The organism is uncultured Limimaricola sp., assembly GCF_964022235.1.
Taxonomy (GTDB): Bacteria; Pseudomonadota; Alphaproteobacteria; order Rhodobacterales; family Rhodobacteraceae; genus Limimaricola.
The window spans coordinates 14,789-38,856 of sequence record NZ_CAXHZL010000008.1 but is presented as its reverse complement, the minus strand read 5'-3'; the positions used below and the strand labels follow the sequence as shown (position 1 = coordinate 38,856).

The following is a 24,068-nucleotide window of genomic DNA, read 5'->3' as shown; positions in this document are numbered from 1 at the left end:
GGTGACGCCGCGCGAGGCCGCGTGTTCCCGTAGGGTGGTGTCCTCGGGGCGAACCGGCTAGACGGGCGATGAGACATCTCCACGGACCCTGCCCATGCCCGAAACCATCCTGTCGCGCTGCGAGCAGAACGGCCTGCGCCTGACCGAGCAGCGACGGGTGATCGCGCAGGTTCTGGAGGCCGCCGAAGACCACCCCGACGTCGAGGAACTGCACGCCCGCGCCGCAGCTGAGGATGCACGCATTTCGCTTGCCACGGTCTACCGGACGGTGAAGCTTTTCGAAGAGGCGGGCATCCTCGAAAAGCACGAGTTTGGCGACGGGCGCGCGCGCTACGAGACCACCGACCGCGAGCATCACGACCACCTGATCGACATGCACTCGGGCGAGGTGATCGAGTTCGTCGATCCCGAGATCGAGGAATTGCAAGAACGCATCGCCGAACGGCTGGGCTACCGGCTCATCGGGCACCGGCTTGAGCTTTACGGCGTCCCGGCCGCCCCGGCCAAGAAAGAAGGCTGAGACATGGAAAACCTGCGCGGCAGCGCCCTGATGGTCGCGGGCATGCTCGGCTTCGCGCTCGAAGACATGTTCATCAAGATGATGGCCGGTGCGCTGCCGGTGGGACAGATCCTGATGTTCCTCGGTCTCGGGGGTGGCATCGTCTTTGCCATCATGTCGATGGCCCGTGGCGAGCGGCTCCTGTCGCCCGATTTCCACCACAGGGCGGTGATCGCGCGCAATCTGGGCGAGGTGATCGGCACCGCGGGCTTCATCACCGCCGTGGCGCTGTCGCCCTTGGCCACCGCATCGGCGATCTTGCAGGCCAACCCGCTTCTGGTGACGCTTGGTGCCGCCGTCTTTTTCGCCGAACCGGTGGGCTGGCGCCGCTGGAGCGCGATTTGCGTCGGTCTTTTCGGCGTGCTCCTCGTGATCCGTCCCGGCGCCGAAGGCTTCACGCCGATGTCGCTCTTTGCGGTTCTCGGCACCATCGGCCTCGCCGCGCGTGACCTCGCCTCGCGCCGTGTGCCGCGCACGATCTCGTCACTGAAGCTCTCGACCTACGCTTTCTTGATCCTCGTGCCCGTCGGTTATCTGATGGTGGTCGTTGCTGGTGAACGTCTTGTCTGGCCCTCGACCACCAACGCGCTGCGGCTTCTGGCTGCCATTGGCGTCGGGGTCGCTGGCTACTGGGCGCTGACGGCGGCGACGCGGATGGGCGAGATTTCGGTAATCGCGCCCTACCGCTACACCCGCCTCGTCTTTGCATTGTTCGTGGCCTACTTCGCCTTTGGCGAGCGGCCCGACCTGCTGACCTATATCGGTGCCACGATCATCGTTGGATCGGGCATCTACACGCTTCTTCGCGAAGCCCGGCTCAGGCGCGCTTCACGCCGGGTCACGCCCGCGTTATAGAACCTCCAAACCTTCCCATAGGAGATCTCCATGAGCACGATCATCGACATTCACGCCCGCGAAATCCTCGACAGCCGGGGCAACCCGACGGTCGAAGTGGACGTGATCCTCGAAGACGGCACGATGGGCCGCGCCGCCGTGCCCTCGGGCGCCTCGACCGGTGCCTATGAGGCGGTCGAAAAGCGTGACGGCGACAAGAGCCGCTACATGGGCAAGGGCGTTCTCGAGGCCGTGGCCGCCGTGAACGGCGAAATCGCCGAAGCCATCCTCGGCATGGACGCGACCGAGCAGGTCGAGATCGACCAGACCATGATCGAGCTCGACGGCACCGACAACAAGGGCCGTCTTGGCGCCAACGCGATCCTGGGCGTCTCCATGGCCGTCGCCAAGGCCGCCGCTGAATACACCACGCAGCCGCTGTTCCGCTATGTCGGCGGCATGTCGGCCCGCGTCCTGCCGGTGCCGATGATGAACATCATCAACGGCGGCGAGCATGCCGACAACCCGATCGACATTCAGGAATTCATGATCATGCCGGTCTCGGCGACCAGCATCCGTGAAGCCGTGCGCATGGGCTCGGAGGTGTTCCACACCCTCAAGAAGGAGCTGTCGGCGGCGGGCATGTCCACCGGCCTTGGCGACGAAGGCGGCTTTGCGCCCGAGCTGGGCTCGACCCGCGAGGCGCTCGATTTCATCCTGAAGTCCATCGAAAAGGCAGGCTACAAGCCGGGCGAGGACATCTACCTCGCACTCGATTGCGCCGCGACCGAGTACTACAAGAACGGCAAGTACGAGCTGAAGGGCGAAGGCAAGTCGCTGACCTCTCAGGAAAACGTCGCCTATCTCGAAGCTCTGGTGAACGACTACCCGATCATCTCGATCGAAGACGGCATGTCCGAAGACGACTGGGACGGCTGGAAGGCGCTGACCGATGCGCTGGGCGACCGGGTGCAACTCGTCGGCGACGATCTCTTCGTCACCAACCCGGCCCGGCTCAAGGACGGCATCGAAAAGGGTTCGGCCAACTCGCTGCTGGTGAAGGTCAACCAGATCGGCACACTGACCGAGACCATGCAGGCCATGGAAATGGCGCAGCGCGCGCGCTTCACCTGCGTGATGTCGCATCGTTCGGGCGAAACCGAGGACGCGACCATCGCCGACCTTGCCGTCGCCACCAACTGCGGCCAGATCAAGACCGGCTCGCTCGCGCGCTCCGACCGGCTCGCCAAGTACAACCAGCTGATCCGTATCGAGGAAATGCTGGGCGAGACCGCGATCTATGCGGGCCGTTCGATCCTGCGCAACTGAGGTCGCAATCCTCGAAACAAGAAGGGCCGTGGCGGATGCCACGGCCCTTTTCGTATCAGGCTAGAAGAACGATCAGTTCCACCAATTGTAGTAACCTTCGTTCGCCTCGGGCAGCGCCTCGAGTTCTTCTTGGCTCATGCGCGTGACCAGGGAGTAGTCACCGCCGGCGTAATCGCCCGCCAGACGTACTTCGCTGAAGTCCAGGATCACCTCTTCATCACCGATATCGAGCCAGCCACCCGTCTCGATCACGAGACCGATCATCTGGCCATCGGCCGAAATCACGATGTCTTCGACTTCGCCGATTTCTTCCCACTCGGCATCGACTTCCTCGTAATAAGGCGTGTCGGTCCACAGCGTCTCATCGTACTCGGCCTGCAGCGTGTAGATGTTCGAGCCGATCAGGCTCTCGGCGCGGATGGTATTCGCGAGATTGTCAGCCGTCAGCCGGCCACTGCCCATCCCCATCTCGGTATGGGCCTCGGCCAGCGCGCCGCCGGCGGCAAGGGTAAGGCCAAGGGCCAAGGCGGTGGTGTTCATCATGCGGGTCATGTGACCTCCTTCGTCTTGCGTTTCCATCTTCGGCAGGTCAACGATATCGACCGGCTCCTGTTCCAAAAGAAGGGTTTTCCAAGTGTCGCTTCCCTTATCACGCCGCTACGACGCACGCGGCCTGATCTGTCCGCTGCCGGTGCTCAAGGCGCGCAAGCTGTTGTCGGCGATGGCACCGGGCGAAGTACTGGAAATCACTTCGGATGATCCCGTGGCGCGGATCGACCTGCCGCATTTCTGCACGGAGGCAGGGCATGTCCACCTTGGCCTGACCGAAGACGGCACGGCGCAGATCCACCGGATCCGGCGCGGCTGACGGAAGAAAAGCGGCGCTTTCGTTCGGTTACAGCGCCGCGCCCATAAACGGCAAAGGCCGGGCAGGTTTCCCTGCCCGGCCTTCCCGTTTGTCTGATCCGTTGCCTCAGCGGCCGATCGACCACCAGCCACGGCGACGCGGCTTCTTGTCGTCATCCTCGCCACCGGCATCCACGGTCTCGCGCGATGCTTTCTCGGCCTCCGCCTCCGGGGCCTTTCGCGTTTCGGCGATCGTCTCGGCCACCTGCTGCGCCACCTCGGGCATCACCTCGGGCGCTTCGGAGGCCGGAGCCGCTTCGGGCTTGTCGCTCGCATCGGTCTCGACCGCACCTGCGGCGGCGGGTTCGGCCGCAGCCGGGACCGGAGCGGTCTCGGCGACCTCCTCGGCTTTGGGCTCGGCCTTCTTGCGACGAGTCCGCTTGGGCTTGGGAGCGGCTTCGGCTTCGGCGCCGGCTTCCGCCGAGGCGGTCTCCGGTGTTTCGGCCTTTTTGCGGCGCGTGCGCTTGGGCTTGGGCGCTTCTTCGGCCACCGGATCGGCGGGCGCTTCGGCCGCTGGCGCAGCGACAGTCGTGTCCTCGACCGCGTCCTTCTTGCGGCTGCGCGCGCGAGTCCGCTTCGGCTTGGCCTCGGCTTCGGCGGCAGGAGCCGGCTCGGTCGCGGGCGCCTGCTCGGGGGCTGCGGCCTCGACCGCTTCGGCGGCCTTGACGGTTTCGGCCACGCTCACAACAGCGGGTTCGGCGCTGTCGTCGGTCTCGTCGGAGCCGTCCTCGTTCTGATCATCGCTTTGATCATCACTCTGGGCATCGGCCCCTTCGCCGTTGCCGCCCCGACGCCGCCGACGCCGACGCCGCTTCTTGCGGGGCTTGTCGTCGTCCTCGGCACTCTCGGGCGCATCCTGCTGCGGCGCGACTTCGGTCGTGGTTTCGGCTTCGGCCTCGGCGACCTCCTCCTCGTCCTCTTCCTCATCGGCGTCGAAATCATACTCGGCGTCGAGCGCCTCCATCAGCGCGGCCGAGGACACGATCGGCGCGGCCTCGGGGACGGTACGGGTGGCGGTCTTGAACTTTTCGACCACGAAGTCGGGCGAGATCAGCGTCGCATCCCCCTCGACACGCACGGCCATGCCGTAGCGCTGCTCGATGGCGGCGACGTGCTCGCGCTTGTGGTTCATCAAGAAGTTCATGATCGCGTAGGGCACGCGGATCAGCACCTCCTTGGTGCGGCCCCGCACGCCCTCTTCCTCGAGCTGGCGCAGGATCGCCAGAGCCACGTTGTCGTCCGAGCGCAGAAGGCCGGTGCCGTGGCAATGCGAACAGGGCTGCGTCGTCGCCTCGAGCATGCCGGGGCGCAGACGCTGACGGCTCATCTCCATCAGGCCGAAGCCCGAGATGCGACCGACCTGAATGCGGGCGCGGTCGGTCTTGAGCTTGTCCTTGAAGCGTTTTTCCACCGCGGTGTTGTTACGCCGCTCATCCATGTCGATGAAGTCGATGACGATCAGACCCGCGAGATCGCGCAGACGCAGTTGGCGCGCGACCTCGTCGGCCGCCTCGAGGTTGGTCTTGAGCGCGGTCTGCTCGATCGAGCCTTCCTTGGTGGCGCGGCCGGAGTTCACGTCGATGGCGACGAGCGCCTCGGTGATGCCGATCACGATATAGCCGCCGGAGGGCAGTTGCACCGTCGGGTTGAACATGCCCGAGAGATAACTCTCGACTTGATAACGCGCGAAGAGCGGCAGCGGATCGGTGTAGGGCTTCACGTTCTTGGCGTGCGACGGCATGATCATCTTCATGAAGTCGCGCGCGGTGCGGAAGCCGTCGATGCCCTCGACGATGACCTCGTCGATCTCCTTGGAGTAGAGATCGCGGATCGACCGCTTGATGAGGTCGCCTTCCTCGTAGATCTTGGCGGGCGCGATCGACTTGAGCGTCAGCTCGCGGATCTGCTCCCACATGCGCTGCAGGTATTCATAGTCGCGCTTGATCTCGGATTTGGTGCGCTGGGAGCCTGCGGTGCGGATGATCAGGCCTGCGCCCTCGGGCACATCCATCTCGCCCGCGATTTCCTTGAGCTTCTTGCGATCGGCGGCGTTGGTGATCTTGCGGCTGATGCCGCCGCCCCGCGCCGTGTTGGGCATCAGCACGCAGTAGCGGCCCGCCAGCGAGAGATAGGTGGTAAGTGCGGCACCCTTGTTGCCACGCTCTTCCTTGACGACCTGAACCAGCATGATCTGCCGGACCTTGACGACTTCCTGGATCTTGTAGCGCTTGGGACGTGGCTTGCGCGCGGGACGCACGTCTTCGCTGTCGTCCTCGTCGGCGACGCTTTCGATGCCTTCGTCGCTTGCAGAGGCGTCGGCCTCGTCCTCGGCGTCGATCACCTCCATGCCGGAGATCTCGTCGTCACCTTGGGTGCTGACGGCATCGGTGTTGGCCTCCGACGCACGGCTGCGCGAGCGCGAGCGGCGACGCCGGGGCCGGTCGCCGTTGCTGTCCTCGGCCTCGTCGGTCTCCTCGTCGCTGCCCGCCGCATCGGCCTCGGCCTTCATACTTTCGGCATAGGCCTTTTCTTCGGCCAGCAGCGCCTCGCGGTCGGCCACGGGGATCTGGTAGTAGTCGGGGTGGATCTCGGAGAAGGCGAGAAAGCCGTGCCGGTTGCCGCCGTAGTCGATGAAGGCCGCCTGCAGCGACGGCTCTACGCGCGTGACCTTGGCGAGATAGATGTTTCCGGCGAGCTGACGGCGGCTCTGGCTTTCGAAGTCGAATTCCTCGACCTTGTTTCCGTCACAAACCACGACGCGGGTCTCTTCCGCGTGCGTGGCGTCGATGAGCATTTTCTTTGCCATGTTATCCATTCGCATGGCGCGCCTGATGGCGCCCCCGGGGGGGCGCCTGTCGCGCGCTCATGTCCGATTGAGGCGATCAAGCGCGTATCGGCCTCCGTGCGGCCCCTCGGGGCCGTCAACGGGTCGCCTGCATGCTGCGCGCGTTGCATCGCGGTTCTTCCTCGGCCCTGGGGGCCAGTTCATGCCCGGCGGCCATCCAGATGAGCGGGCCGGTCGGGGTCAGGTCAACGGCCCCTCTCGGGGCCGGTCTCGTCCGCCTCCGGTGCCGGGGAACCCCGTCGCAAAGGGAGCGGAAAATCCGTCCGGGCAACGACGCCAAGCGCATGCCCGTTCCGACCTTCATAGCGGCACTTGTCCACATGACACAATGATGAATGTGAAAGGCCGCCCCGAGGGGCGGCCCAACCTTCCGTCAAAGTCCCTCTATTCAGAGGTAATCCGAGCGTTGCAGCCCGTATTTGGCCATCTTCTCGTTGAGCGTCCGGCGCGGCAGGCACAGCTCGTCCATCACAGCCACGATCGAGCCCTTGTGGCGGCGCATCGTGTTGTCGATCAGCATCCGTTCAAAAGCTTCGACGAACTCCTTGAGCGGCTTGCCCTCGGTGGTCATCGCCTGATCGCTCTGCTCGTCGCCATCGGTCATCAGCAGCGAGGCGATGGAGCCCGAGCCGCGCCGGTTCTGCAGCACCGCGCGCTCGGCCACGTTGATGAGCTGGCGCACGTTGCCGGGCCATGGCGCCTGCAACAGCTGCGCGGCCTCCTGCGCGCTGACCTCGGGCGCGTCGCAGCCATATTCGTCGGCGAACTGCTCGGAAAGCCGGGTGAACAGCGACAGGATGTCCTCGCCGCGCTGGCGCAGCGGCGGTACGATGATGCGCAGCGCAGCGAGGCGATAATAGAGATCGGGCCGCAGCACACTTTCGCAGGTCTTGCCCTCGTCCTGCAGGTTGCAGATCCCGACAATGCGGGTCTCCGACGGCATGCCCTGATCGTTGATCGCGGTCAGCAGACGTGCCTGCATGGCGCTCGACAGCGCCTCGATGTCCTCGAGCACGAGCGTACCGCCGCGCGCCTCTTCGAGCGCCGGGATCGGCTCGTCCTCGGCCGCCGGGCCAAAGAGCCGCGCTCCGAGCCGGTCCTCGTCATAGGCCGAGCAGGAGATCAGCACGAACTTCTTGGAAGCCCGCGCGCCCACCGCGTGCAGCGCATGCGCCACGAGCGTCTTGCCGGTGCCGGTTTCGCCCTCAATGAGCACGTGGCCATCGGCCTGACCCAGATCGAGGATATCCTCCTTGAGCCGCTCCATCACCGGCGAGGAGCCTATCAGCTTGTTCATCAGCGCGGAGCCGTCCGACAGCTCGCGCCGGAGTGCGCGGTTGTCGAGCACGAGGCGGCGCGCGTTGCTGGCCTTCTTGGCCAGCTCGGTCATCCGGTCGGGGTTGAACGGCTTTTCGAGAAAGTCGAACGCCCCGATCCGCATCGCCTCGACCGCCATCGGGACGTCGCCGTGGCCGGTGATCATGATGACCGGAAGCGTGCTGTCTACGCTCTTGAGCTTTCGCAGGAACTGCATCCCGTCCATGCCGGGCATGCGGATGTCGCTCACCACGATGCCGGGATAATCCGCCGTTAGCCCCTTGAGCGCCTCTTCGGCGCTGGCATAGCTTTCGGTATCGAAGCCCGACAGCGCCAGCCATTGGCTGATCGACTGTCGCATGTCCTTTTCGTCATCGACGATGGCGACCTTCATGGTCTTGCTCATGTGAGCCCCCTATTCCGCCGCAGCCATTTCTTCTTCCAAGATAGGCAACTGCACTTCGAAAACAGCCCCGCCGCCGGATGCGTTCCGCGCGGTCAGCCGTCCGCCGAGATCGTTCACGATCCCCGAGGAGATCGCGAGGCCCAGTCCGACACCGTCGCCGGGCGCTTTGGTCGTATAGAACGGCTCGAACAGCGCATCGAGATCCTCGATGCCCGGGCCGTTGTCGTGCACGGTGAGGACAACCGCGTCCTCGACCGTGAGCGTGATGTCGACGCGCGGATCGCGCGCCTCCTTGGTCGCATCGAGCGCATTGCGCAGCAGATTGATGATCACCTGCTCGAAACGCAACCGATCGCCGAGGATCATAGCAGGTCCGGACGGCAACGTCCGATTGATCGCGACCGAGCGCGTCTTGAGCTGCGGCTCCATCATGGCGAGCGCCGAAGACAGGGCCGCGCGGGCGTCTACCGGCTCGAATGCCTGGTTGCCCTTACGGGCATAGGATTTGAGCTGTCGGGTGATCGCGCCCATCCGGTCGATCAGATCGTCGATGCGTTGGAACGAGGACAGCGCCTCTTCGGGGCGGCGACGCTGCAGCAAAAGCCGCGCCCCCGCGAGATAGGTCTTCATCGCCGCCAGCGGCTGGTTCAGCTCGTGGCTGACGCTGGCCGACATCTCGCCCAGCACCGCGAGCTTGGAACTCTGCGCGATGGTCTGCTCGGCGCTCTCGAGGTTGCGCTCGACCTGCTGGCGCTGCGCGATCTCGCGCTGCAGCCGCATGTTGAGCCGCCGCAGCTGGTCGCTTTCGCGGCGCACCAGCAAAAGACGCGAAGCGGATTTGCGCGAGCTGATCCAGAAGGTCAGCGCCAACAGCATGGCAAATCCCATGATCTCGAGCGCCAGCACCCCATTCACCCGCTCGCGCACGCTCGTGTAGGCGGTGAAGGTGACCATCTTCCAGCCTTGGAACGGCACCCGCAGCTCGCGCCGCATAACCGCCTCGCCGCGCAGGTAGGCGTCGATCGGAAGCGCGGTCCAGTCGGTGGCGAGAAAGGCGCGCTCGATCGCCGAAGGGGCCGACTGGCGTTCCAGCGCCTCGCTCTCGGGCAGGCCGCGCCAGCGCGGTTCGGTCGACAGGATGATCTCGCCGGTGCTGTTGGTGACGAGCACCGCATCCGAGGTGCCCGCCCAGCTGCGCTCGAGCTTGGCGAGATCGACCTCGACCGAAATCACCCCCAGCGCCGCGCCATTGGCGTCCACCTTGCGCGAATACAGAAAGGAATAGCCGCCCGTGGGCCGCTGGAAGATCGTGAAGATGGTCGAGTTCGCGCGCATCGCATCGACGAAGTAGGGCGCGCCGCGGTGCGACTCTCCCAATCGGTTGCGATCGGTGGCCGCCACGATGCGCCCATCGCGGTCATAAAGCACGAGGCTCGCCGCACCGATCTCGTCGACGAAGGACAGCAGCCGCTGGGTCGAGCGCGAGAAGTCCGAGGACGACAGCGCCCCGATCAACTCGGGGTCGCGCGCCAAAAGCTGCGGCACGATGGAGTTGCGCTGCAATTCGGAAATCAGGTTGCCGACATAGAGCGTGAGGCGCACGTCGGTGCGGGTGCGTGTGGCCTCGGTAAACCGCTCGGTCAGCAGGACGTTCGTCACCCAGATCACCGCCATCGCGGCAAGGCAGAACAGCGCCAACGCGATGCGCGGGGCCCAACTGCGCCGCGGACGGGGCGGTCTGGAGGTGTCGTTCGCCATAAGCTCGGGTTTACGCCGCGCCGCGCGGCGCGGCAAGCGGAGGTAGATCACGCCGCGATCACGGGCGGCGTGACTACCGGCTCAGGCCGAGACCAGCGCGCCGACGAGGCTGTCGAACAGCCCACGCCCGTCGGTGCCGCCATGGCCTGCATCCACCGCCCGCTCAGGGTGCGGCATCATGCCAAGAACGCGGCGGTTGTCGGACAGCACGCCCGCGATGTCGCCGGTCGAGCCGTTAGGGTTGTCGCCATAGGTAAAGGCGATCCGATCCTCGCCGCGCAGCCGCTCGAGCGAGGGCTGGTCAACGAAGTAGTTGCCGTCGTGATGGGCGACCGGGATCTGCAGCGAGGCCCCCTTGTCGTAAGCGCGGGTAAAATCGCTTTCGGTGGTGGCGACGGTAAGCGGGATCGTCTTGCACACGAAGCGGATGCCGGCGTTTCGCATCAGCGCGCCCGGCAGCAGGCCGGTTTCGGTCAGCACCTGAAAGCCGTTGCAGACACCGAGCACGTAGCCGCCCTTTTGCGCATGCTCGATCACGGCGCGGCACACCGGCGACTGCGCCGCGATGGCGCCGCAACGCAGATAATCGCCAAAGGAGAACCCGCCCGGCACGGCGACGAGATCGACGCCGCGTGGCAGCCCGGCATCCTTGTGCCAGACCATTTCGACCTCGGCACCGGCGGCGCGCAGGGCGACGGCCATGTCGCGGTCGCAGTTGGATCCGGGAAAGACGATGACGGCGGCCTTCATGGCGGGCATCCTTCGGGGTCTGGGGCGGCGGGGCCGCAAATGGGATAATTGGAGACCGGGGGCGGTTGCCCCCCGCAGTGGGGATTTAGGTCGGCGGTGGTGCCCTCCCCTGCAACCACCGCCGCATCGCTCCCGGTGCTCAGGCCCCCCGAAGACGGCCGAGCGATGCCCGAAAGCGAAACCTGTCCCAAAGACGCGAACGCCGCCCCGAGAGGCGGCGTGCGACCTCAGCTCAGGTCGATCTTGTAGCTTTCGATCACCGTGTTGGCGAGAAGTTTCTCGCACATCTCGGTCACTTGGGCCTCTGCGGACGCCGCATCGGTCCCGGCGAGGTCCAACTCGATCACCTTGCCCTGACGGACACCCTCGACGCCATCGAAGCCGAGCGCGCCGAGCGCATGGCGGATCGCCTCGCCTTGGGGGTCGAGAACTCCGGTCTTCAGCATCACCTGCACGCGAGCCTTCATGCGCGCCGCTCCTTCTTCTTCGATCTGTCTAGTCGCTCGGGTCGACCCGACGCTTCAGTTGATGAGCGTCGGGCGCGGCCGATGGGTCACGTTCGAGGGCAGCACGCCCAAGCGCCGCGCCACTTCGGTATAGGCGTCGGTGAGGCTGCCGAGATCCTTGCGGAACACGTCCTTGTCGAGCTTCTGACCGGTCTCGATGTCCCACAGCCGGCAGCTGTCGGGCGAGATCTCGTCGGCCACGACAAGACGCTGGAAATCGTTGTCCCAGATCCGACCGATCTCGATCTTGAAATCGACGAGCTTGATGCCGACGCCGTGCATGACGCCCGACATGAAGTCGTTGACCCGCAGCGCCAGCGCCACGATGTCGTCGAGATCCTGCTGCGAGGCCCAGCCGAAGGCGATGATGTATTCCTCGGGCACCAACGGATCGCCGAGTTTGTCGTCCTTGTAGGAGAACTCGATGATCGGACGGGGCAGCGGCGCGCCTTCTTCCATGCCCAGACGCTTGGCCATGGAGCCGGCTGCGAAGTTGCGCACGATGACTTCGAGCGGAATGATTTCCACCTGACGAATCAACTGCTCACGCATGTTGAGACGCTTGATGAAGTGCGTGGGCACCCCGATCGACTGCAGGCCGGTCATGAAGAATTCGGACAGGCGGTTGTTCAGGACGCCCTTGCCCTCGATCACGGCCTTTTTCTCGGCGTTGAAGGCGGTCGCGTCGTCCTTGAAATACTGGACCAGCGTTCCCGGCTCGGGGCCTTCATAGAGGATCTTCGCCTTGCCCTCGTAAATCTTCTTGCGACGTGCCATGCGCTCTCCACGGGGTTCGCGCGCCAAGGCCCCGGATGTCGGGGCGACGCAACGTTTCCGTGACCGGAAAGCTGCGCGGCGCGGCCTTGCTGGCCTCATAGTGCAAGCCCCCCTTGCGGGCAAGGTGTCGCGGGACGTATCCTGTGGGCCTAGGACGGGGGCGTGGAAAGGCAAGTCATATGACCACCTTCGATGAAAGAGAACGCGCTTTCGAGGCGAAGTTCGCGCATGATGCGGAAATGAAATTCCGCGCCGAAGCCCGGCGCAACCGGATGCTCGGGTTCTGGGCTGCTGGCCTGCTCGACAAGGAGGGCGAGGCCGCCGCGGAGTATACCCGCGAGGTCATCAAGGCCGAGTTCGAAGAAGCGGGCGATGACGACGTGTTTCGCAAGCTGCGTCGGGACATCGGCCATTTGATGAGCGACGACGACATCCGTGACAAGATGGCCGAGTTCACCGTTGCCGCGAAATCGGAATTGCTAAAGGAAAGCTGACCTTCCGACCCGCGGCCGGCTTTGGGATGTTGCCCTGCCGGACGACATCCGCCGTTCCCGTATAAACCCGTTTTTCATTCCATGTCCGATACTGTCCGGCCCACCGCCGCGGCAGAATCCCGGCCCTCTGACCCGGAGCCGCCGCCATGTCTGCATCCTCGCCTGAGCCCGCTCCGCGCGGCGCCCGGTCCCTCTCCCTCAGCCTTGGGCGAACCGCGCTGCGGCTCTTGCCCCTGCTGGCTCTGGGCCTTGGCGCGTGGCTGTTGGCGCGACGTTGCGAAACCATCGATTTCGGCGCGGTCTGGCCCGCGCTCCGGGCGCTGCCGCCGCAACAGTGGATCGGGGCGCTGGCCTGCACCGGGCTGAGCCTCTGGGCGCTGGGGCAGTACGATGTGGTGCTGCACCGCGCGATGGGCACCGGCATCGCCCCCGCCCGCGCCCGTGCGGCGGGGATGCGCGCCATGGCGATCGCGCAGACCGTGGGCTTCGGGAGCCTCACCGGTGCGCTGGTGCGCTGGCGCAGCTTGCCCGAATGCGACCTGTGGACGGCGACGCGGCTGTCGCTCTGGGTTTCGGTTTCCTTCATGGGGGCGCTGGGCGTGCTGGCGGGCTTGTCGCTGCTGCTGCTCGACGGACACACCGCGCTGGCGGCGCTTTTGGCGATCGCTGTGATCGCGGGGGTATCGCGGATCACCAGCCTGCCCGGCCTGCCACAGATGCGCGCGGGCACCCTGCCCCGGCTAATCATTTGGACCGCCATCGACACCTGTGCGGCGGGCGCGGTGCTGTGGCTGCTGCTGCCCGCGGGCGTCGAGATCCCGGCCTCGGCGGCGATCTTCGCTTATCTCGCGGCGCTGGGCGCCGGGCTCGCCAGTCAGAGCCCCGGCGGCGTCGGCGCCTTCGAGCTGTGCCTGCTGGCGCTGCTGCCGCAGGTGGCCGAGGCCGACCTGATCGCCGCGATGATCGGCTACCGCGTCGTCTACCACGCCATCCCGGCGCTGCTGGCGCTTCTGGCCCTGATCCGCCCCATGGCGCTCGACAAGCGACCCGGCCTGTTGTCGGCCGAAGGCGCAGCACGGCATCAGGCTCTGGCGCGCGCGCCGCAGGCCGAATGGGGTCTGGTCTGGCAAGGCGCGCGGATCCTGCTGTCGCGCGATCACGAGAGCGGTTGGCTGGTGCGGCGCACCGGCGGCACCCTGGCCGCCATCGGCGAGCCTTTGGGGCGCCCCGATCTGGCCGCGCTGCGCGCCCATGCCGGCCGCCTCGGTCTCAATACGGCTATTTACAAATGCGGGCCACGAATGGCGATCCGCGCCCGCGACGCCGGCTGGGCGGTCGAACGGATCGCCACCGAGGCGGTGATCGATACGTCCCGCTGGAGCCTTGATCGCCCCGCCTGCCGCAGCCTGCGCCGCAAGCTCAAATCCGTCCAGAAGGCGGGCGTGACCATCGACAGCGCGCCGCAGGTCCTGCCACTGGCCGAAATGGCACGCATCCACGCCGATTGGGCCGCGCGCTCGGGCGGCGAGCGCGGCTTTTCGATGGGTCGGTTCTGCCCCGAGCTGCTGATCCATCAGTTCATCGTGCTGGCTCGGCACGAGGGCGAACTGGTGGCCTTTGCCAGCTTTCATCAGGGGCGGGGCGACTGGACCCTCGACCTGATGCGACAGACGTCCGCCGCCCCCGACGGCACGATGATGGCGCTGATCCTCGCCGCGATCGAGGCCGCGCGCGCCGCACAGGTGCCGCAGCTGTCGTTGGCCGCGCTGCCGCAGATGCCGGGCTGGATGCCGAAATGGGTCTGCGGCCGGGTGGCAAACCGGCCCGGTGGCGCGGGTCTCGAGCAGTTCAAACGAGGCTTCGGACCGAACTGGCGGCCGCTTTACGCCGCCGCCCCGACCCGCGCCGGCCTACTGCGCGCCGGGATCGAGATCGCCCGCGCCGTGCATGCGCCCGCCCCGCTCGATGCAGAGCCGCCGATCCCCGACATTGAATTCGGCGACGGTCCGGTGCAGAAGGGCCGCGACACTGCCCGGCGGCCGATCCGGCTTCCGGTCTTCCGCGGCGCCACGCCGCGCCTCACTGACCAGACAGGCCCCGCCAATGACCGACGCGCTTACCCGACTTCTCGAGACACGTGACTGGCTTCTGGCCGACGGGGCCACGGGGACGAACCTGTTCAACATGGGGCTGAGCTCGGGCGACGCGCCCGAGCTGTGGAACGTCACCGAGCAGGACAAGATCCGCGCGCTCTACGCCGGTGCGGTCGACGCGGGTTCGGATCTGTTTCTCACCAACAGCTTTGGCGGCAACGCCTCGCGGCTCAAGCTGCACCAGGCGCAAGACCGGGTGTTCGAGCTCAACAAGGCCGCCGCCGAGCTGGGCCGCGAGGTTGCCGACAAGGCGGGCCGCACGGTGATCGTTGCGGGCTCGGTCGGGCCGACGGGCGATATCATGGCACCGATGGGCAACCTCACGCACGAGATCGCGGTCGAGATGTTCCACGAGCAGGCCGAGGGCCTGAAAGCCGGTGGCGCCGACGTGCTCTGGGTCGAGACGATCTCGGCCGGTGAGGAGTTTCGCGCCGCCGCCGAGGCCTTTGCCAAGGCGGGAATGCCGTGGTGCGGCACCATGAGCTTCGACACCGCGGGCCGCACCATGATGGGGCTGACCAGCGCCGACATGGTCAAGATGGTCGGCAAGATCCCCAATGCCCCCGTCGCCTTCGGGGCCAACTGCGGCACCGGCGCGTCGGACCTGATGCGCACAATCCTCGGCTTCACCGCCGCCGGGCCCGAGCAACCGATCATCGCCAAGGGCAACGCGGGCATCCCGAAATACCAAGACGGCCACATCCACTATGACGGCACGCCCGAGCTAATGGCCGATTATGCCTGCCTCGCTCGCGATGCGGGGGCCACGATCATCGGCGGTTGCTGCGGTACCATGCCCGAGCATCTGCGCGCCATGCGCGAGGCGCTGGAGACGCGGCCCGTCGGAGAGCGCCCGACGCTCGAGCGGATCGTCGAGAGGCTCGGCGGGTTCTCCTCGGCGTCGGATGGCACCGACGGCGCGGGGCCCGAGCGCGCGGCCCGGCGCGGACGCCGCCGGAGCTGAGACATCAAAAAGCCCCGCAGCCGAAAGGTTGCGGGGCTTTTTGGTGGCTGGACGTCGGCTCAGAGATCGTAGAGCGCGCCGAACTTGGCCTCGAGGTAATCGAGCAATGGTGCCTCTGAGGGCGCAAAGCCGCAGGCGGCCTCGATCGTCTCACGCGGGCCGCGCAGCGCGCCGTGGCGTTGCACCTTCTCGCGCAGCCAGCCGGTCGCACCCCCAAGATCGCCGCGCGCCAGCTCTGCGTCGAGACCGGGGCGTGCGGCGCGCAGCGCCTGGTAGAGGCAGCCCGCGTAAACGTTGCCAAGGCTGTAGGTCGGGAAATAGCCCATGAGGCCCACCGACCAGTGCACGTCCTGCAAACAGCCGTTCGATGGGCGGTCCACGGCAAAGCCGAAGTCGGCGGCAAAGCGGTCGTTCCACGCCGCCTCGAGATCCGCCACGGCGAGATCGCCCGAGATCAGCGCGCGTTCGAGATCGAAACGCATCAGCACGTGCAGGTTGTACTGCACCTCGTCGGATTCGGTACGGATATAACCGTTCGACACCCGGTTCACGGCGCGGGCGAACTCCTCGGGCTTGGTGATGCCGATATCGCCGAACCGGTCGTGCATCCGCCCCATGAGCCAGCCCGCGAACTCCGGCGATCGGGCAAGCTGGTTCTCGTAGATCCGGCTTTGGCTTTCGTGCACGCCCATCGACACGCCGCGCCCGATCGGGGTCAGCAGGTAATCGGGCGAGACGTTCTGCTCGTAGCTGGCGTGCCCGACCTCGTGGATCGTCGAATAGAGGCAGTTGAACGGATCGGCCGCGTCGGTGCGCGTCGTTACCCGCACGTCGTTGCCCGAGCCCGAGCAGAACGGATGCACCGCCTTGTCGATACGCCCGCGCGACATGTCATAGCCGAAGGCTGCGGCCAACTCGCGTGACAGCGCCAGCTGCGCCGCCTCGTCGAAGCAGCCCGAGAGGGGTTCGGGCTGGGGCCCGGCAAGGATCGCCTCACGCAACGCCACGAGACGCGGGCGCAGCGCACCGAACATGTCGCTCAGCTCGGCGGCCTTGGCCTCCGGCTCATAATCGTCGAGCAGCGCGTCATAGACATCGCCGCCAGAGGCCAGCGCCGCCCCCTCCTCCTGCCGCAGGGCCACGACGCGCGCCAAGGTCGGCAGGAAAGCCGCCACGTCTTCATCGGCGCGGGCCTGTGCCCAGACGCCCTGCGCCACCGATGTCACGCGCGCGATCTCGGCGGCGAGCTTGCCCGGCACCTTGCGCGACCGCTCATAGCTGCGGCGAATCTCGCGCAGATTGGCGGCGCCGACGTCATCCGTGGCCGCAGCCTGTGCCAACCAGTCGCCGATGCGCGGATCGGTGCGGCGCGCGTGCAGCACGCCCTCCATCGCCGCCGATTCCTCGCCGCGTTGCTCGGCGGCCCCGCGCGGCATCATGGTTTCCTGATCCCACCCCAGACGGCCCGCGACCTGCGCCAGCGCCTCGGTGTCGCGCGCATGCACCATCAGATCGTCATATGCGGTCATTTACGGAGCTTTCTGAGCGACTGGACATAGGGGTAGCGGGCGAGAAAGCGGGCGCGCAGGATCAGCACCCACAGCAACACCGCGCCAAGCTGGTGCGTGATCGCGGCATGCAGCGGCGCGCCGTAAAGCACCGTGACGATGCCGAGCCCCATCTGCACCAGCAGCATCGCCAGAACGGCATTCACGGCAAATCGTGTCGTCGGATGCGGCGAGCGGCTGCCCCGGAACCAGACGACGACGCCGAGGATCATCAGCAGATAGCCTGACATGCGGTGGATGAACTGCACCAGCCCCGCATCCTCGAAGAAGTTGCGCCAGATCGGCTCGAGCTGGAACGGATCGGGCGGCAAAAAGCTGTCGCCCATCAGCGGCCAGGTCGGAAAGGCGCGGCCCGCGTCGATGCCCGCCACCAGTGCGCCGAGGATGATCTGCACGAAGCCCAGATGCATCAGCCCGGTCATGCCGCCCCAGAGCTTGCGCTCGGCCGAGCGGCGGGCCTGCAGCAGATCGACCTCGCGGCGCTTGAGCCGCAGAAAGAACCAGGTGATCAACCCGAGAATCGCGAAGGCGAGGCCGAGATGCGTGGCGAGGCGGTAGGAGGCGACGGTGACCATGCCGTCCTGCAGCCCGCTGTGGACCATCCACCAGCCGACGGCCCCCTGCACTCCGATCAGCGAGCCCAAACCCAGAAAGCGGGTCGTGAAGCCCGTGGGGATACGTTTGGTCACGAGGAATCCCAAGAAGCCCAGCGCCCAGACGAGGCCGATGGTGCGGCCAAGCTGCCGGTGCCCCCATTCCCACCAGAAGATCCGCTTGAACTCGGACATTTCCATGCCCTGATTCATCAGCTCGTACTGCGGGCTGGCCTTGTAGTTGGCGAATTCGACGTCCCAGTCGGCGGCCGAGAGCGGCGGGATGGCACCCGAGACCGGGTTCCACTCGGTGATCGACAGCCCGCTGTCGGTCAGCCGCGTCATGCCGCCGACGAAGACGATGGCCGCGACGAGCACGAAGAGGATGCCGAGCCAGATCCGCAGACCGCGACGCGCATCGGCGCGGCCGCGATCGATGCCGCCGGGGGTGGCGGCTAGTCTCCGGGTTGTGCCCACCTCCTCGAAGATGGAGCGGGGTCGCTTTTCCGCCTGTTTCGCCATGTCGGGGCCTCCGGTCTGATCGGCGCGCAGACTAGGCGCGCGCCCTGCGGGCGACAACACCCGCCATTGCATCGACTTGAAACGTGCGAAGGGCTAGGCCTTCAGCCGCGTTCCTTCCAGCGGACCATCTGTCGCATCACCCCGTGCAGCGTCTGCACGTCCGAGCGCGTCAGCGGCATGCGGCTCCACAGGTTGCGCATGGTCTGCTTCATGTGGGCAGCCTTGTGATCGGGGAAATAGAACCCCGCCTCTTCGAGCCGCTCCTCGTAATGCTCAGCGAGCTTCTCGACCTCATGCGCCTGCGCCCACTCGGCCCCGGCCATCTCGATGCGGCTATCGGGCACTTCGCTCGAGGCACGGCGCCATTCATAGCCCATGAGCAGCACGCATTGCCCGAGGTTGAGCGAGGCGAACTCGGGGTTCACCGGGACCGAGACAATGACATTGGCGCGCGCGATATCGTCGTTTTCCATGCCGGCGCGCTCGGGCCCGAACATCACGGCGACCTTCTGGCCTTGGGCGATGCGCGCGGCGGCGTCGCGCATCGCGGCCTCCGGCGTCATCACCTCCTTGGTGAGGCCACGGGGCCGCGCCGTGGTGGCATAGACGAAGGTGCAGTCGGAGACCGCTTCGGCCGTGTCGCCCGCGAGCATCGCCTCGTCGAGCAGGCGCCCGGCCCCGGAGGCCAGCGCCACGGCCCGCTCCTGCGGCCAGCCGTCGCGCGGAGCCACGACACGCATCTTGTCGAGGCCGAAGTTCCACATCGCGCGCGCTGCCGCGCCGATGTTCTCGCCCATCTGCGGGCGGATCAGGACAAAGGCGGGCTGAGGCTTGGGGTCGGTCATGGTGGTCCCGGGGCTAGGCGGAAGGATGCGCGGCGGTGTAGCCTCGGGGGGCAGCGAGGACAAGGAGCGGTGGTCATGGCCTATGACGAGGGGTTGGCGGAGCTGATGCGCGGCGATCTGGAGGGGCGGCCCGGCATCATGGAGAAGAAGATGTTTGGTGGCCTTGCCTTCATGCTCTACGGCAACATGCTGTGCGGCGTCACATCGCACGGCGCCATGTTCCGCGTCGGCCGCGATCGCATCGACGAGGCGATGGAGATCCCCGGCACCGGGCCGATGGAGTTCACCGGCAAGCCGATGGGTGGCATGGTCGCAGCCGACGAAGAGGCCATGGCCGACGACGATCTGAGGGGGACGCTGATGGCGCTTGCCTTCGCACATGCCGAAAGCCTGCCTGCGAAGTAGCCAAGCCCCGCGATCCCCGATATAGGGCGGCCTCGAAGTGCAGGAGGCCCTCATGAGCGACCAAGACGACGCGCCGCAAATCTATCTCGTCACCCCGCCCGAATTCGAACTGTCGGAATTTCCCGATCGGCTCGCCGCCTGCCTCGATGCCACGGAGGTCGCCTGCGTGCGCCTCGGGCTGGCCACGCGCGACGAGGACCGCATCAGCCGCGCCGTCGATGCGCTGCGCGAGACCACGATCGCCCGCGACGTGGCGTTGGTGATCGACAGCCACGCCAAGCTCGTGACCCGCCTCGGGCTCGACGGCGTGCATCTTACCGACGGTTCGCGTTCGGTCCGTGCCACGCGCAAGGAGTTGGGCGACGACGCGATCATCGGCGCCTTTTGCGGCAATTCACGCCACGACGGCATGACCGCTGGAGAACTGGGGGCGGATTACATCTCCTTCGGGCCGACCGGGGCGACCGATCTGGGCACCACGCCGCAGGCCGAGGCCGAGCTGTTCGAGTGGTGGTCGATGATGATCGAGGTGCCGGTCGTGGCCGAAGGTGCCCTCGATCTCGATCTGGTACGGCGTCTCGCGCCACATGCCGATTTCTTCGGGATCGGCGACGAGATCTGGCGCGAGGCCGACGCGGCGGAGACGCTGCGCCGCTACGCCTCGGCCATGACCGGCTGAGACCCCGCCTCGTCCAGCGCGCCGGCGCTTTCCAGCCCGGCGCGCACCCTCGCCTCCAACTCGCGGGCCAGAGCCTTGCGATCGGGGTGATCGGCGACCTTCAGAGCCGGGTGATAGATCACGTCGATCCGCCCATGCCGTCGCGCCGCCAGCATCCGCAGCATGTGCGGCCCGAACTCCATATCCCCCCACCAGCCATAGAACCGCGGCTCGGCCCCCTCGGGCGCGCGATAGACCACGCTCACCGGCTGGATCTCGAGATCAGGCTGATCGGGTGACAGGAAGGCCGCGAAGAGCGTGGCCTTGAAGGGCAGCACCCGCCGCCCATCGGTGGAAGTGCCTTCTGGAAAGAACACCAGCCGATGACCATCGGCCAGACGCGCCCGCATCATGCGCACCTGTGCTGCAGCTTCGCGCCGCTCGCGGCGGATGAAGACGGTGCCGGTGGCGCGCGCCAGCCAACCGATGCCGGGCCAGCCCGCCACCTCGGCTTTGGAGACGAAATAGACCGAGGCACGGGCGTTGAGCGCGAAGATGTCGAGCCAGGACGCATGGTTCGCCACCATCGCCCCGTGCCCCTCCATCGGACGTCCCGTGAGGCGCAGTCGCAGCCCCAGGATCGCCAAAGCGGCGCGACAGGCCCCTTGGGTAATGCGCGAGGTGACCGGACGGCTCAGCCCCCAAATCCGCCGCTCCAGCGGCCGCAGCGCCAGCGAGATGCCAAGCGCCACCAGCATGACCACCCCCAGCAGCGGCCCGCGCCACGCAACGCGCAGCCAGCCAAGAAGGTCGGGCCCGTCCCAAGGCGCAGGTTCGACGCCGTGCCAGGTGAGCCGTTCTGGCGTGCTACTCATCCGCGCGCGCCGTAGCGTGCGCGCTGACCCGCGTGGGCCATGTCCATGTCGAGGATCATGCAGACATCCGTGGTGTTGAAGGCCCCGTCGGAGAACACGCCCTGTCCGACCCGGCCGCCGATCCGCAGATAGGCCTTGATCAGCGGCGGCATCACCCGCATCGCAGCGGCCCGGTCGAGATCCGCGACCACCGGCATCTTGGCATGGTCGGCCTGTCGGCTCGTCACCCGCAATTCGGGCGGAGCAAGGTGATCGCGGCCCAAGAGCGCCAGCGGCGCTTCATGCAGGCGCGGATCGGCCCCGTGGAACGAGGCGGTGCCGAACAGGATTTCGATGCCGCGCGCCTCGATATGAGCGGCCAGCCCCTGCCACAGCCGAAACATCGCCGTGCCGCCGCGATAGTCGCGGTGCAGGCAGGAGCGTCCCAGTTCCAGAAGCCGCCGCCCCGAGGCCTTGAGCGGCGCGAGGTCGAACTCGTCCTCGGTATAGAACTGCCCTATTTGCCCGGCCCCCTCGTCGTCGAGCAAGCGGTAGAGCCCGACGATGCGCGCGCCTTCGGGCCGCGCCTCGTCGATCAGAAGCAACTGCTCGGTCACCGCGTCGAAACGGTCCCGCTCGCGGCCCTGCGCGTGATCGACCATATCGCCGTCGCCACCCAGTTCGCGCACGAAGATATCATAGCGCAGCCGCTCAGCCTCGGCACGCTCGGCCGCGTCACGGGCAAGCCGCACCGACAGGACAGGGGAGGACACGATCATCGGCGTCGGGTCGAACGCGGCTCAGGCGCCATGCGGGCGGTCTCCGGATCGGGGGTTGCAACGGGGTTCTAGGCGGGGCGGCCCCACTTGGCAACAGAGCCGCGCCTGCATCACTCATGCGTTGACAGGTAGCGATGCACCGCTACCGTGGGTTGCAATCAGTCAGTGGCCGAAACGAGGACGAGCGCGACCTTGGACCCATCGAGCACCACCTTGCCCTCCTCGCGAAAATTCACCGTGATGCGGCCCCCAATGTTGGACTGGACCTGTCCATTGCCCCATTCGGGGCGGTCGGGATGGCGCACGATCATGCCTGGCGTGAGGATGGAATTCAAATCGGCCATCGCGGCCTCCTGCTGTCTTGGGGACACGTCATGACCAACGATCCGGATCTTGGGGCGCTGATCGCATCGCGCCTGTGCCACGACCTTATCAGCCCGCTGAGCGCTATCGGCAATGGGGTGGAGCTGTTGGCGATGACCGCCCCGCCCGGACCCGAGCTGACGCTGATCTCCGACAGTGTCGAAAGCGCCCTCGCCCGCATCCGTTTTTTCCGCCTCGCTTATGGCGCGGCCTCCTCGAGCCACATCGTCGGTCGCAACGAGATCGTCTCGTTGCTCGACGCGCTGTCACGCAGCGGTCGCTTGCAATTCGCTTGGGAGGTTGCCGAGGATCTGACGCGCGAGCGGGTGAAACTGGCCTTGCTGCTCTGTGCCTGCGTGGAGGCGGCCTTGCCTTATGGCGGCACGATCACCGTCGATGGGCAGGCCGATAGGCTTGCGGTCCGCGGCCGGGGCCCACGGCTTCGGATCGACGCGGAGGTCTGGGATCTGCTCCGCCACCTCGATGTCACCGCCGAAACCAGACCGGCTAACGCGCAATTCGCGGTCGCGGCGGCCTTGCTTCGGCACCATGCCCGCCCGATCAGGATCGAGACGGGCGAGCACGGGATTGATATCGCGCTTTGATCAGCTCCGGACCGCGCCGTCACCGACGACGAGGTATTTGAAGCTGGTCAGCTGTTCGGCCCCCACAGGGCCACGCGCGTGCATCTTGCCGGTGGCGATGCCGATTTCGGCGCCCATGCCAAACTCTCCACCGTCGGCGAACTGGGTCGAGGCGTTGTGCACGAGGATGGCGCTGTCGACCCGCTCGAAGAACCGCTCGGCGGTGGCCTTGTCCTCGGTCAGGATGCCGTCGGTGTGGTTCGAGCTATAGGCGCGGATATGCTCGATCGCGCCGTCGACGTCCCGCACGGTCTTGGCGGCGATGTCCATATCGAGATATTCGCGGCCCCAGTCATCCTCGGTCGCGGGCGTGGTGCCCTCGACGCTCTGGAATTCGGGTGCCGCATGAACATTCACGCCAGCCTTGACCAAGGCCGTGACGATGTCGCGGCCAAGGCTGTCGGCGAGGTCCTCGTGCACCAACAGGCACTCGGCGGCGCCGCAGATACCGGTGCGGCGGGTCTTGGCGTTGAGCACGACCTCGAGCGCCTTCTTGGGGTCGGCATCCTTGTCGACATAGATATGCACGATGCCTTCGAGGTGAGCAAAGACCGGCACGCGCGCTTCACGCTGCACCAGCCCCACGAGACCTTTGCCACCACGCGGCACGATCACGTCGATATATTCGGTGGCCTTCAGCATTTCGGAGACGGCGGCGCGATCGCGGGTCGGGACCAGCTGGATCGCGTCCACCGGCAGACCAGCCTTTTCAAGGCCGGTCTTCAGGCACTCGGTCAGGATCGTCGAGGAGTTCAGACCCTCGGACCCCCCCCGCAGAATGACCGCGTTGCCCGCCTTGAGGCACAGCGCGCCCGCGTCGGCGGTTACGTTGGGACGGCTTTCATAGATCACACCGACCACGCCGAGGGGCGTGCGCACACGGCGGATGTTGAGACCCGAGGGCATGTCCCATTCGGTCAACACCGCGCCCACCGGATCGTCCTGTCCCGCGATGGCGCGCAGGCCATCGACGATCGACTGGATGCGGTCGTCGTCGAGCTTCAGTCGATCCATCATCGCCGGGCTGATGCCCTTTTCGGTGGCAAAGGCCTGATCCTTGGCATTGGCCTCCTTGATCTCTTCGCGGCGGCGCAGCACCTCTTCGGCGGCGGCCTCAAGAGCGGTCTTCTTGGCCTCGGGCTTGGCAAAGGCGAGCTCGGCGGCGGCGGCGCGGGCGCGCTCGCCGATGTTCTGCATCAGGGCGGGAATATCGGTGTGATCGGTCATGCGGGTTCCTTT

The 24,068-nt window shown here is 66.5% G+C and carries 24 protein-coding genes; 10 read left to right on the top strand and 14 right to left on the bottom strand.

Going from position 1 to position 24,068, the window contains the following annotated elements:
* The first annotated feature begins 94 nt into the window (after positions 1 to 94).
* Genes AADJ02_RS11325 through eno form a run of 3 tightly spaced genes read left to right on the top strand, consistent with a single transcriptional unit; the run spans position 95 to position 2,722 of the window.
* Positions 95 to 520 (top strand): Fur family transcriptional regulator, encoded by a 426-nt coding sequence (locus AADJ02_RS11325; RefSeq protein WP_341213117.1) that lies wholly within the window; start codon positions 95 to 97, stop codon positions 518 to 520.
* A gap of 3 nt (positions 521 to 523) precedes the next feature.
* Positions 524 to 1,414 (top strand): DMT family transporter, encoded by an 891-nt coding sequence (locus AADJ02_RS11320; RefSeq protein ID WP_341213116.1) that lies wholly within the window; start codon positions 524 to 526, stop codon positions 1,412 to 1,414.
* A gap of 30 nt (positions 1,415 to 1,444) precedes the next feature.
* The gene (gene eno / locus AADJ02_RS11315; RefSeq protein WP_341213115.1) at positions 1,445 to 2,722 is read left to right on the top strand and encodes a phosphopyruvate hydratase; all 1,278 of its coding nucleotides are present in this window, start codon (positions 1,445 to 1,447) and stop codon (positions 2,720 to 2,722) included.
* 72 nt (positions 2,723 to 2,794) lie between these two features.
* On the opposite strand, the gene AADJ02_RS11310 is transcribed toward eno, so the two are convergent.
* Complete coding sequence (locus AADJ02_RS11310) at positions 2,795 to 3,274, bottom strand: PRC-barrel domain-containing protein (RefSeq protein ID WP_341213114.1); 480 nt, start codon at positions 3,272 to 3,274, stop codon at positions 2,795 to 2,797.
* 82 nt (positions 3,275 to 3,356) lie between these two features.
* On the opposite strand from AADJ02_RS11310, the gene AADJ02_RS11305 reads away from it, so the two are divergent.
* Positions 3,357 to 3,590, top strand: a complete 234-nt coding sequence (locus tag AADJ02_RS11305; protein WP_341213113.1) for a sulfurtransferase TusA family protein — start codon at positions 3,357 to 3,359, stop codon at positions 3,588 to 3,590.
* A gap of 105 nt (positions 3,591 to 3,695) precedes the next feature.
* On the opposite strand, the gene AADJ02_RS11300 is transcribed toward AADJ02_RS11305, so the two are convergent.
* The 6 genes from AADJ02_RS11300 to purC all read right to left on the bottom strand — a co-directional run bounded on the left by AADJ02_RS11300 (position 3,696) and on the right by purC (position 11,987).
* Complete coding sequence (locus AADJ02_RS11300; RefSeq protein WP_341213112.1) at positions 3,696 to 6,434, bottom strand: Rne/Rng family ribonuclease; 2,739 nt, start codon at positions 6,432 to 6,434, stop codon at positions 3,696 to 3,698.
* Positions 6,435 to 6,861: 427 nt separating this feature from the next.
* On the bottom strand, positions 6,862 to 8,196 hold the full coding sequence (locus AADJ02_RS11295) for a sigma-54 dependent transcriptional regulator (RefSeq protein ID WP_341213111.1): 1,335 nt from the start codon (positions 8,194 to 8,196) through the stop codon (positions 6,862 to 6,864).
* A gap of 9 nt (positions 8,197 to 8,205) precedes the next feature.
* A complete protein-coding gene (locus tag AADJ02_RS11290; protein WP_341213110.1) occupies positions 8,206 to 9,954 on the bottom strand; it encodes an ATP-binding protein in 1,749 nt (582 codons plus the stop codon).
* A gap of 81 nt (positions 9,955 to 10,035) precedes the next feature.
* Positions 10,036 to 10,704, bottom strand: coding sequence for a phosphoribosylformylglycinamidine synthase subunit PurQ (gene purQ, locus AADJ02_RS11285; protein WP_341213109.1), 669 nt, complete (start codon positions 10,702 to 10,704; stop codon positions 10,036 to 10,038).
* A 227-nt stretch (positions 10,705 to 10,931) separates the two neighbouring features.
* Positions 10,932 to 11,171 (bottom strand): phosphoribosylformylglycinamidine synthase subunit PurS, encoded by a 240-nt coding sequence (gene purS / locus AADJ02_RS11280; RefSeq protein ID WP_341213108.1) that lies wholly within the window; start codon positions 11,169 to 11,171, stop codon positions 10,932 to 10,934.
* A 54-nt stretch (positions 11,172 to 11,225) separates the two neighbouring features.
* Entirely contained in the window at positions 11,226 to 11,987 is a 762-nt protein-coding gene (gene purC / locus AADJ02_RS11275; RefSeq protein WP_021694222.1) for a phosphoribosylaminoimidazolesuccinocarboxamide synthase, read from the bottom strand.
* A gap of 179 nt (positions 11,988 to 12,166) precedes the next feature.
* On the opposite strand from purC, the gene AADJ02_RS11270 reads away from it, so the two are divergent.
* The 3 genes from AADJ02_RS11270 to bmt all read left to right on the top strand — a co-directional run bounded on the left by AADJ02_RS11270 (position 12,167) and on the right by bmt (position 15,598).
* Positions 12,167 to 12,481 carry a DUF1476 domain-containing protein gene (locus tag AADJ02_RS11270; RefSeq protein WP_341213107.1) on the top strand — a complete coding sequence of 105 codons (315 nt, stop codon included), beginning with the start codon at positions 12,167 to 12,169 and terminating at the stop codon, positions 12,479 to 12,481.
* Between the two features lie 146 nt (positions 12,482 to 12,627).
* The gene (locus AADJ02_RS11265; protein ID WP_341213106.1) at positions 12,628 to 14,622 is read left to right on the top strand and encodes a phosphatidylglycerol lysyltransferase domain-containing protein; all 1,995 of its coding nucleotides are present in this window, start codon (positions 12,628 to 12,630) and stop codon (positions 14,620 to 14,622) included.
* Complete coding sequence (gene bmt / locus AADJ02_RS11260) at positions 14,585 to 15,598, top strand: betaine--homocysteine S-methyltransferase (RefSeq protein ID WP_341213105.1); 1,014 nt, start codon at positions 14,585 to 14,587, stop codon at positions 15,596 to 15,598. Before AADJ02_RS11265 ends, bmt begins: the two co-directional genes overlap by 38 nt.
* Positions 15,599 to 15,657: 59 nt before the next feature.
* Here the strand turns inward: bmt and AADJ02_RS11255 are convergent, their stop codons facing one another.
* The 3 genes from AADJ02_RS11255 to AADJ02_RS11245 form a co-directional block, all read right to left on the bottom strand.
* Positions 15,658 to 17,127: a carboxypeptidase M32 gene (locus tag AADJ02_RS11255; protein ID WP_341213104.1), complete on the bottom strand. Its 1,470-nt coding sequence runs from the start codon at positions 17,125 to 17,127 to the stop codon at positions 15,658 to 15,660.
* Positions 17,124 to 18,281, bottom strand: coding sequence for a heme A synthase (gene ctaA / locus AADJ02_RS11250; protein ID WP_341213103.1), 1,158 nt, complete (start codon positions 18,279 to 18,281; stop codon positions 17,124 to 17,126). Before ctaA ends, AADJ02_RS11255 begins: the two co-directional genes overlap by 4 nt.
* A gap of 101 nt (positions 18,282 to 18,382) precedes the next feature.
* Positions 18,383 to 19,126, bottom strand: coding sequence for an RNA methyltransferase (locus tag AADJ02_RS11245; protein WP_341213102.1), 744 nt, complete (start codon positions 19,124 to 19,126; stop codon positions 18,383 to 18,385).
* Positions 19,127 to 19,201: 75 nt separating this feature from the next.
* Between AADJ02_RS11245 and AADJ02_RS11240 the strand changes: the two genes are divergently transcribed.
* Together AADJ02_RS11240 and AADJ02_RS11235 are read left to right on the top strand one after the other, a co-directional pair.
* Positions 19,202 to 19,531 carry a TfoX/Sxy family protein gene (locus AADJ02_RS11240; RefSeq protein WP_341213101.1) on the top strand — a complete coding sequence of 110 codons (330 nt, stop codon included), beginning with the start codon at positions 19,202 to 19,204 and terminating at the stop codon, positions 19,529 to 19,531.
* 52 nt (positions 19,532 to 19,583) lie between these two features.
* Positions 19,584 to 20,210, top strand: coding sequence for a thiamine phosphate synthase (locus AADJ02_RS11235; RefSeq protein WP_341213100.1), 627 nt, complete (start codon positions 19,584 to 19,586; stop codon positions 20,208 to 20,210).
* On the opposite strand, the gene AADJ02_RS11230 is transcribed toward AADJ02_RS11235, so the two are convergent.
* The 3 genes from AADJ02_RS11230 to AADJ02_RS11220 form a co-directional block, all read right to left on the bottom strand.
* Positions 20,186 to 21,064 carry a lysophospholipid acyltransferase family protein gene (locus AADJ02_RS11230; protein WP_341213099.1) on the bottom strand — a complete coding sequence of 293 codons (879 nt, stop codon included), beginning with the start codon at positions 21,062 to 21,064 and terminating at the stop codon, positions 20,186 to 20,188. The genes AADJ02_RS11235 and AADJ02_RS11230 overlap by 25 nt on opposite strands.
* Complete coding sequence (locus AADJ02_RS11225) at positions 21,061 to 21,822, bottom strand: GNAT family N-acyltransferase (protein WP_341213098.1); 762 nt, start codon at positions 21,820 to 21,822, stop codon at positions 21,061 to 21,063. The genes AADJ02_RS11230 and AADJ02_RS11225 overlap by 4 nt, the downstream gene beginning before the upstream one ends.
* A gap of 158 nt (positions 21,823 to 21,980) precedes the next feature.
* A complete protein-coding gene (locus tag AADJ02_RS11220) occupies positions 21,981 to 22,166 on the bottom strand; it encodes a DUF3553 domain-containing protein (RefSeq protein WP_341213097.1) in 186 nt (61 codons plus the stop codon).
* A gap of 30 nt (positions 22,167 to 22,196) precedes the next feature.
* Between AADJ02_RS11220 and AADJ02_RS11215 the strand changes: the two genes are divergently transcribed.
* A complete protein-coding gene (locus AADJ02_RS11215; protein ID WP_341213096.1) occupies positions 22,197 to 22,790 on the top strand; it encodes a histidine phosphotransferase family protein in 594 nt (197 codons plus the stop codon).
* Here the strand turns inward: AADJ02_RS11215 and AADJ02_RS11210 are convergent, their stop codons facing one another.
* Positions 22,791 to 24,056 carry a glutamate-5-semialdehyde dehydrogenase gene (locus tag AADJ02_RS11210; RefSeq protein ID WP_341213095.1) on the bottom strand — a complete coding sequence of 422 codons (1,266 nt, stop codon included), beginning with the start codon at positions 24,054 to 24,056 and terminating at the stop codon, positions 22,791 to 22,793.
* Positions 24,057 to 24,068: the final 12 nt, after the last annotated feature.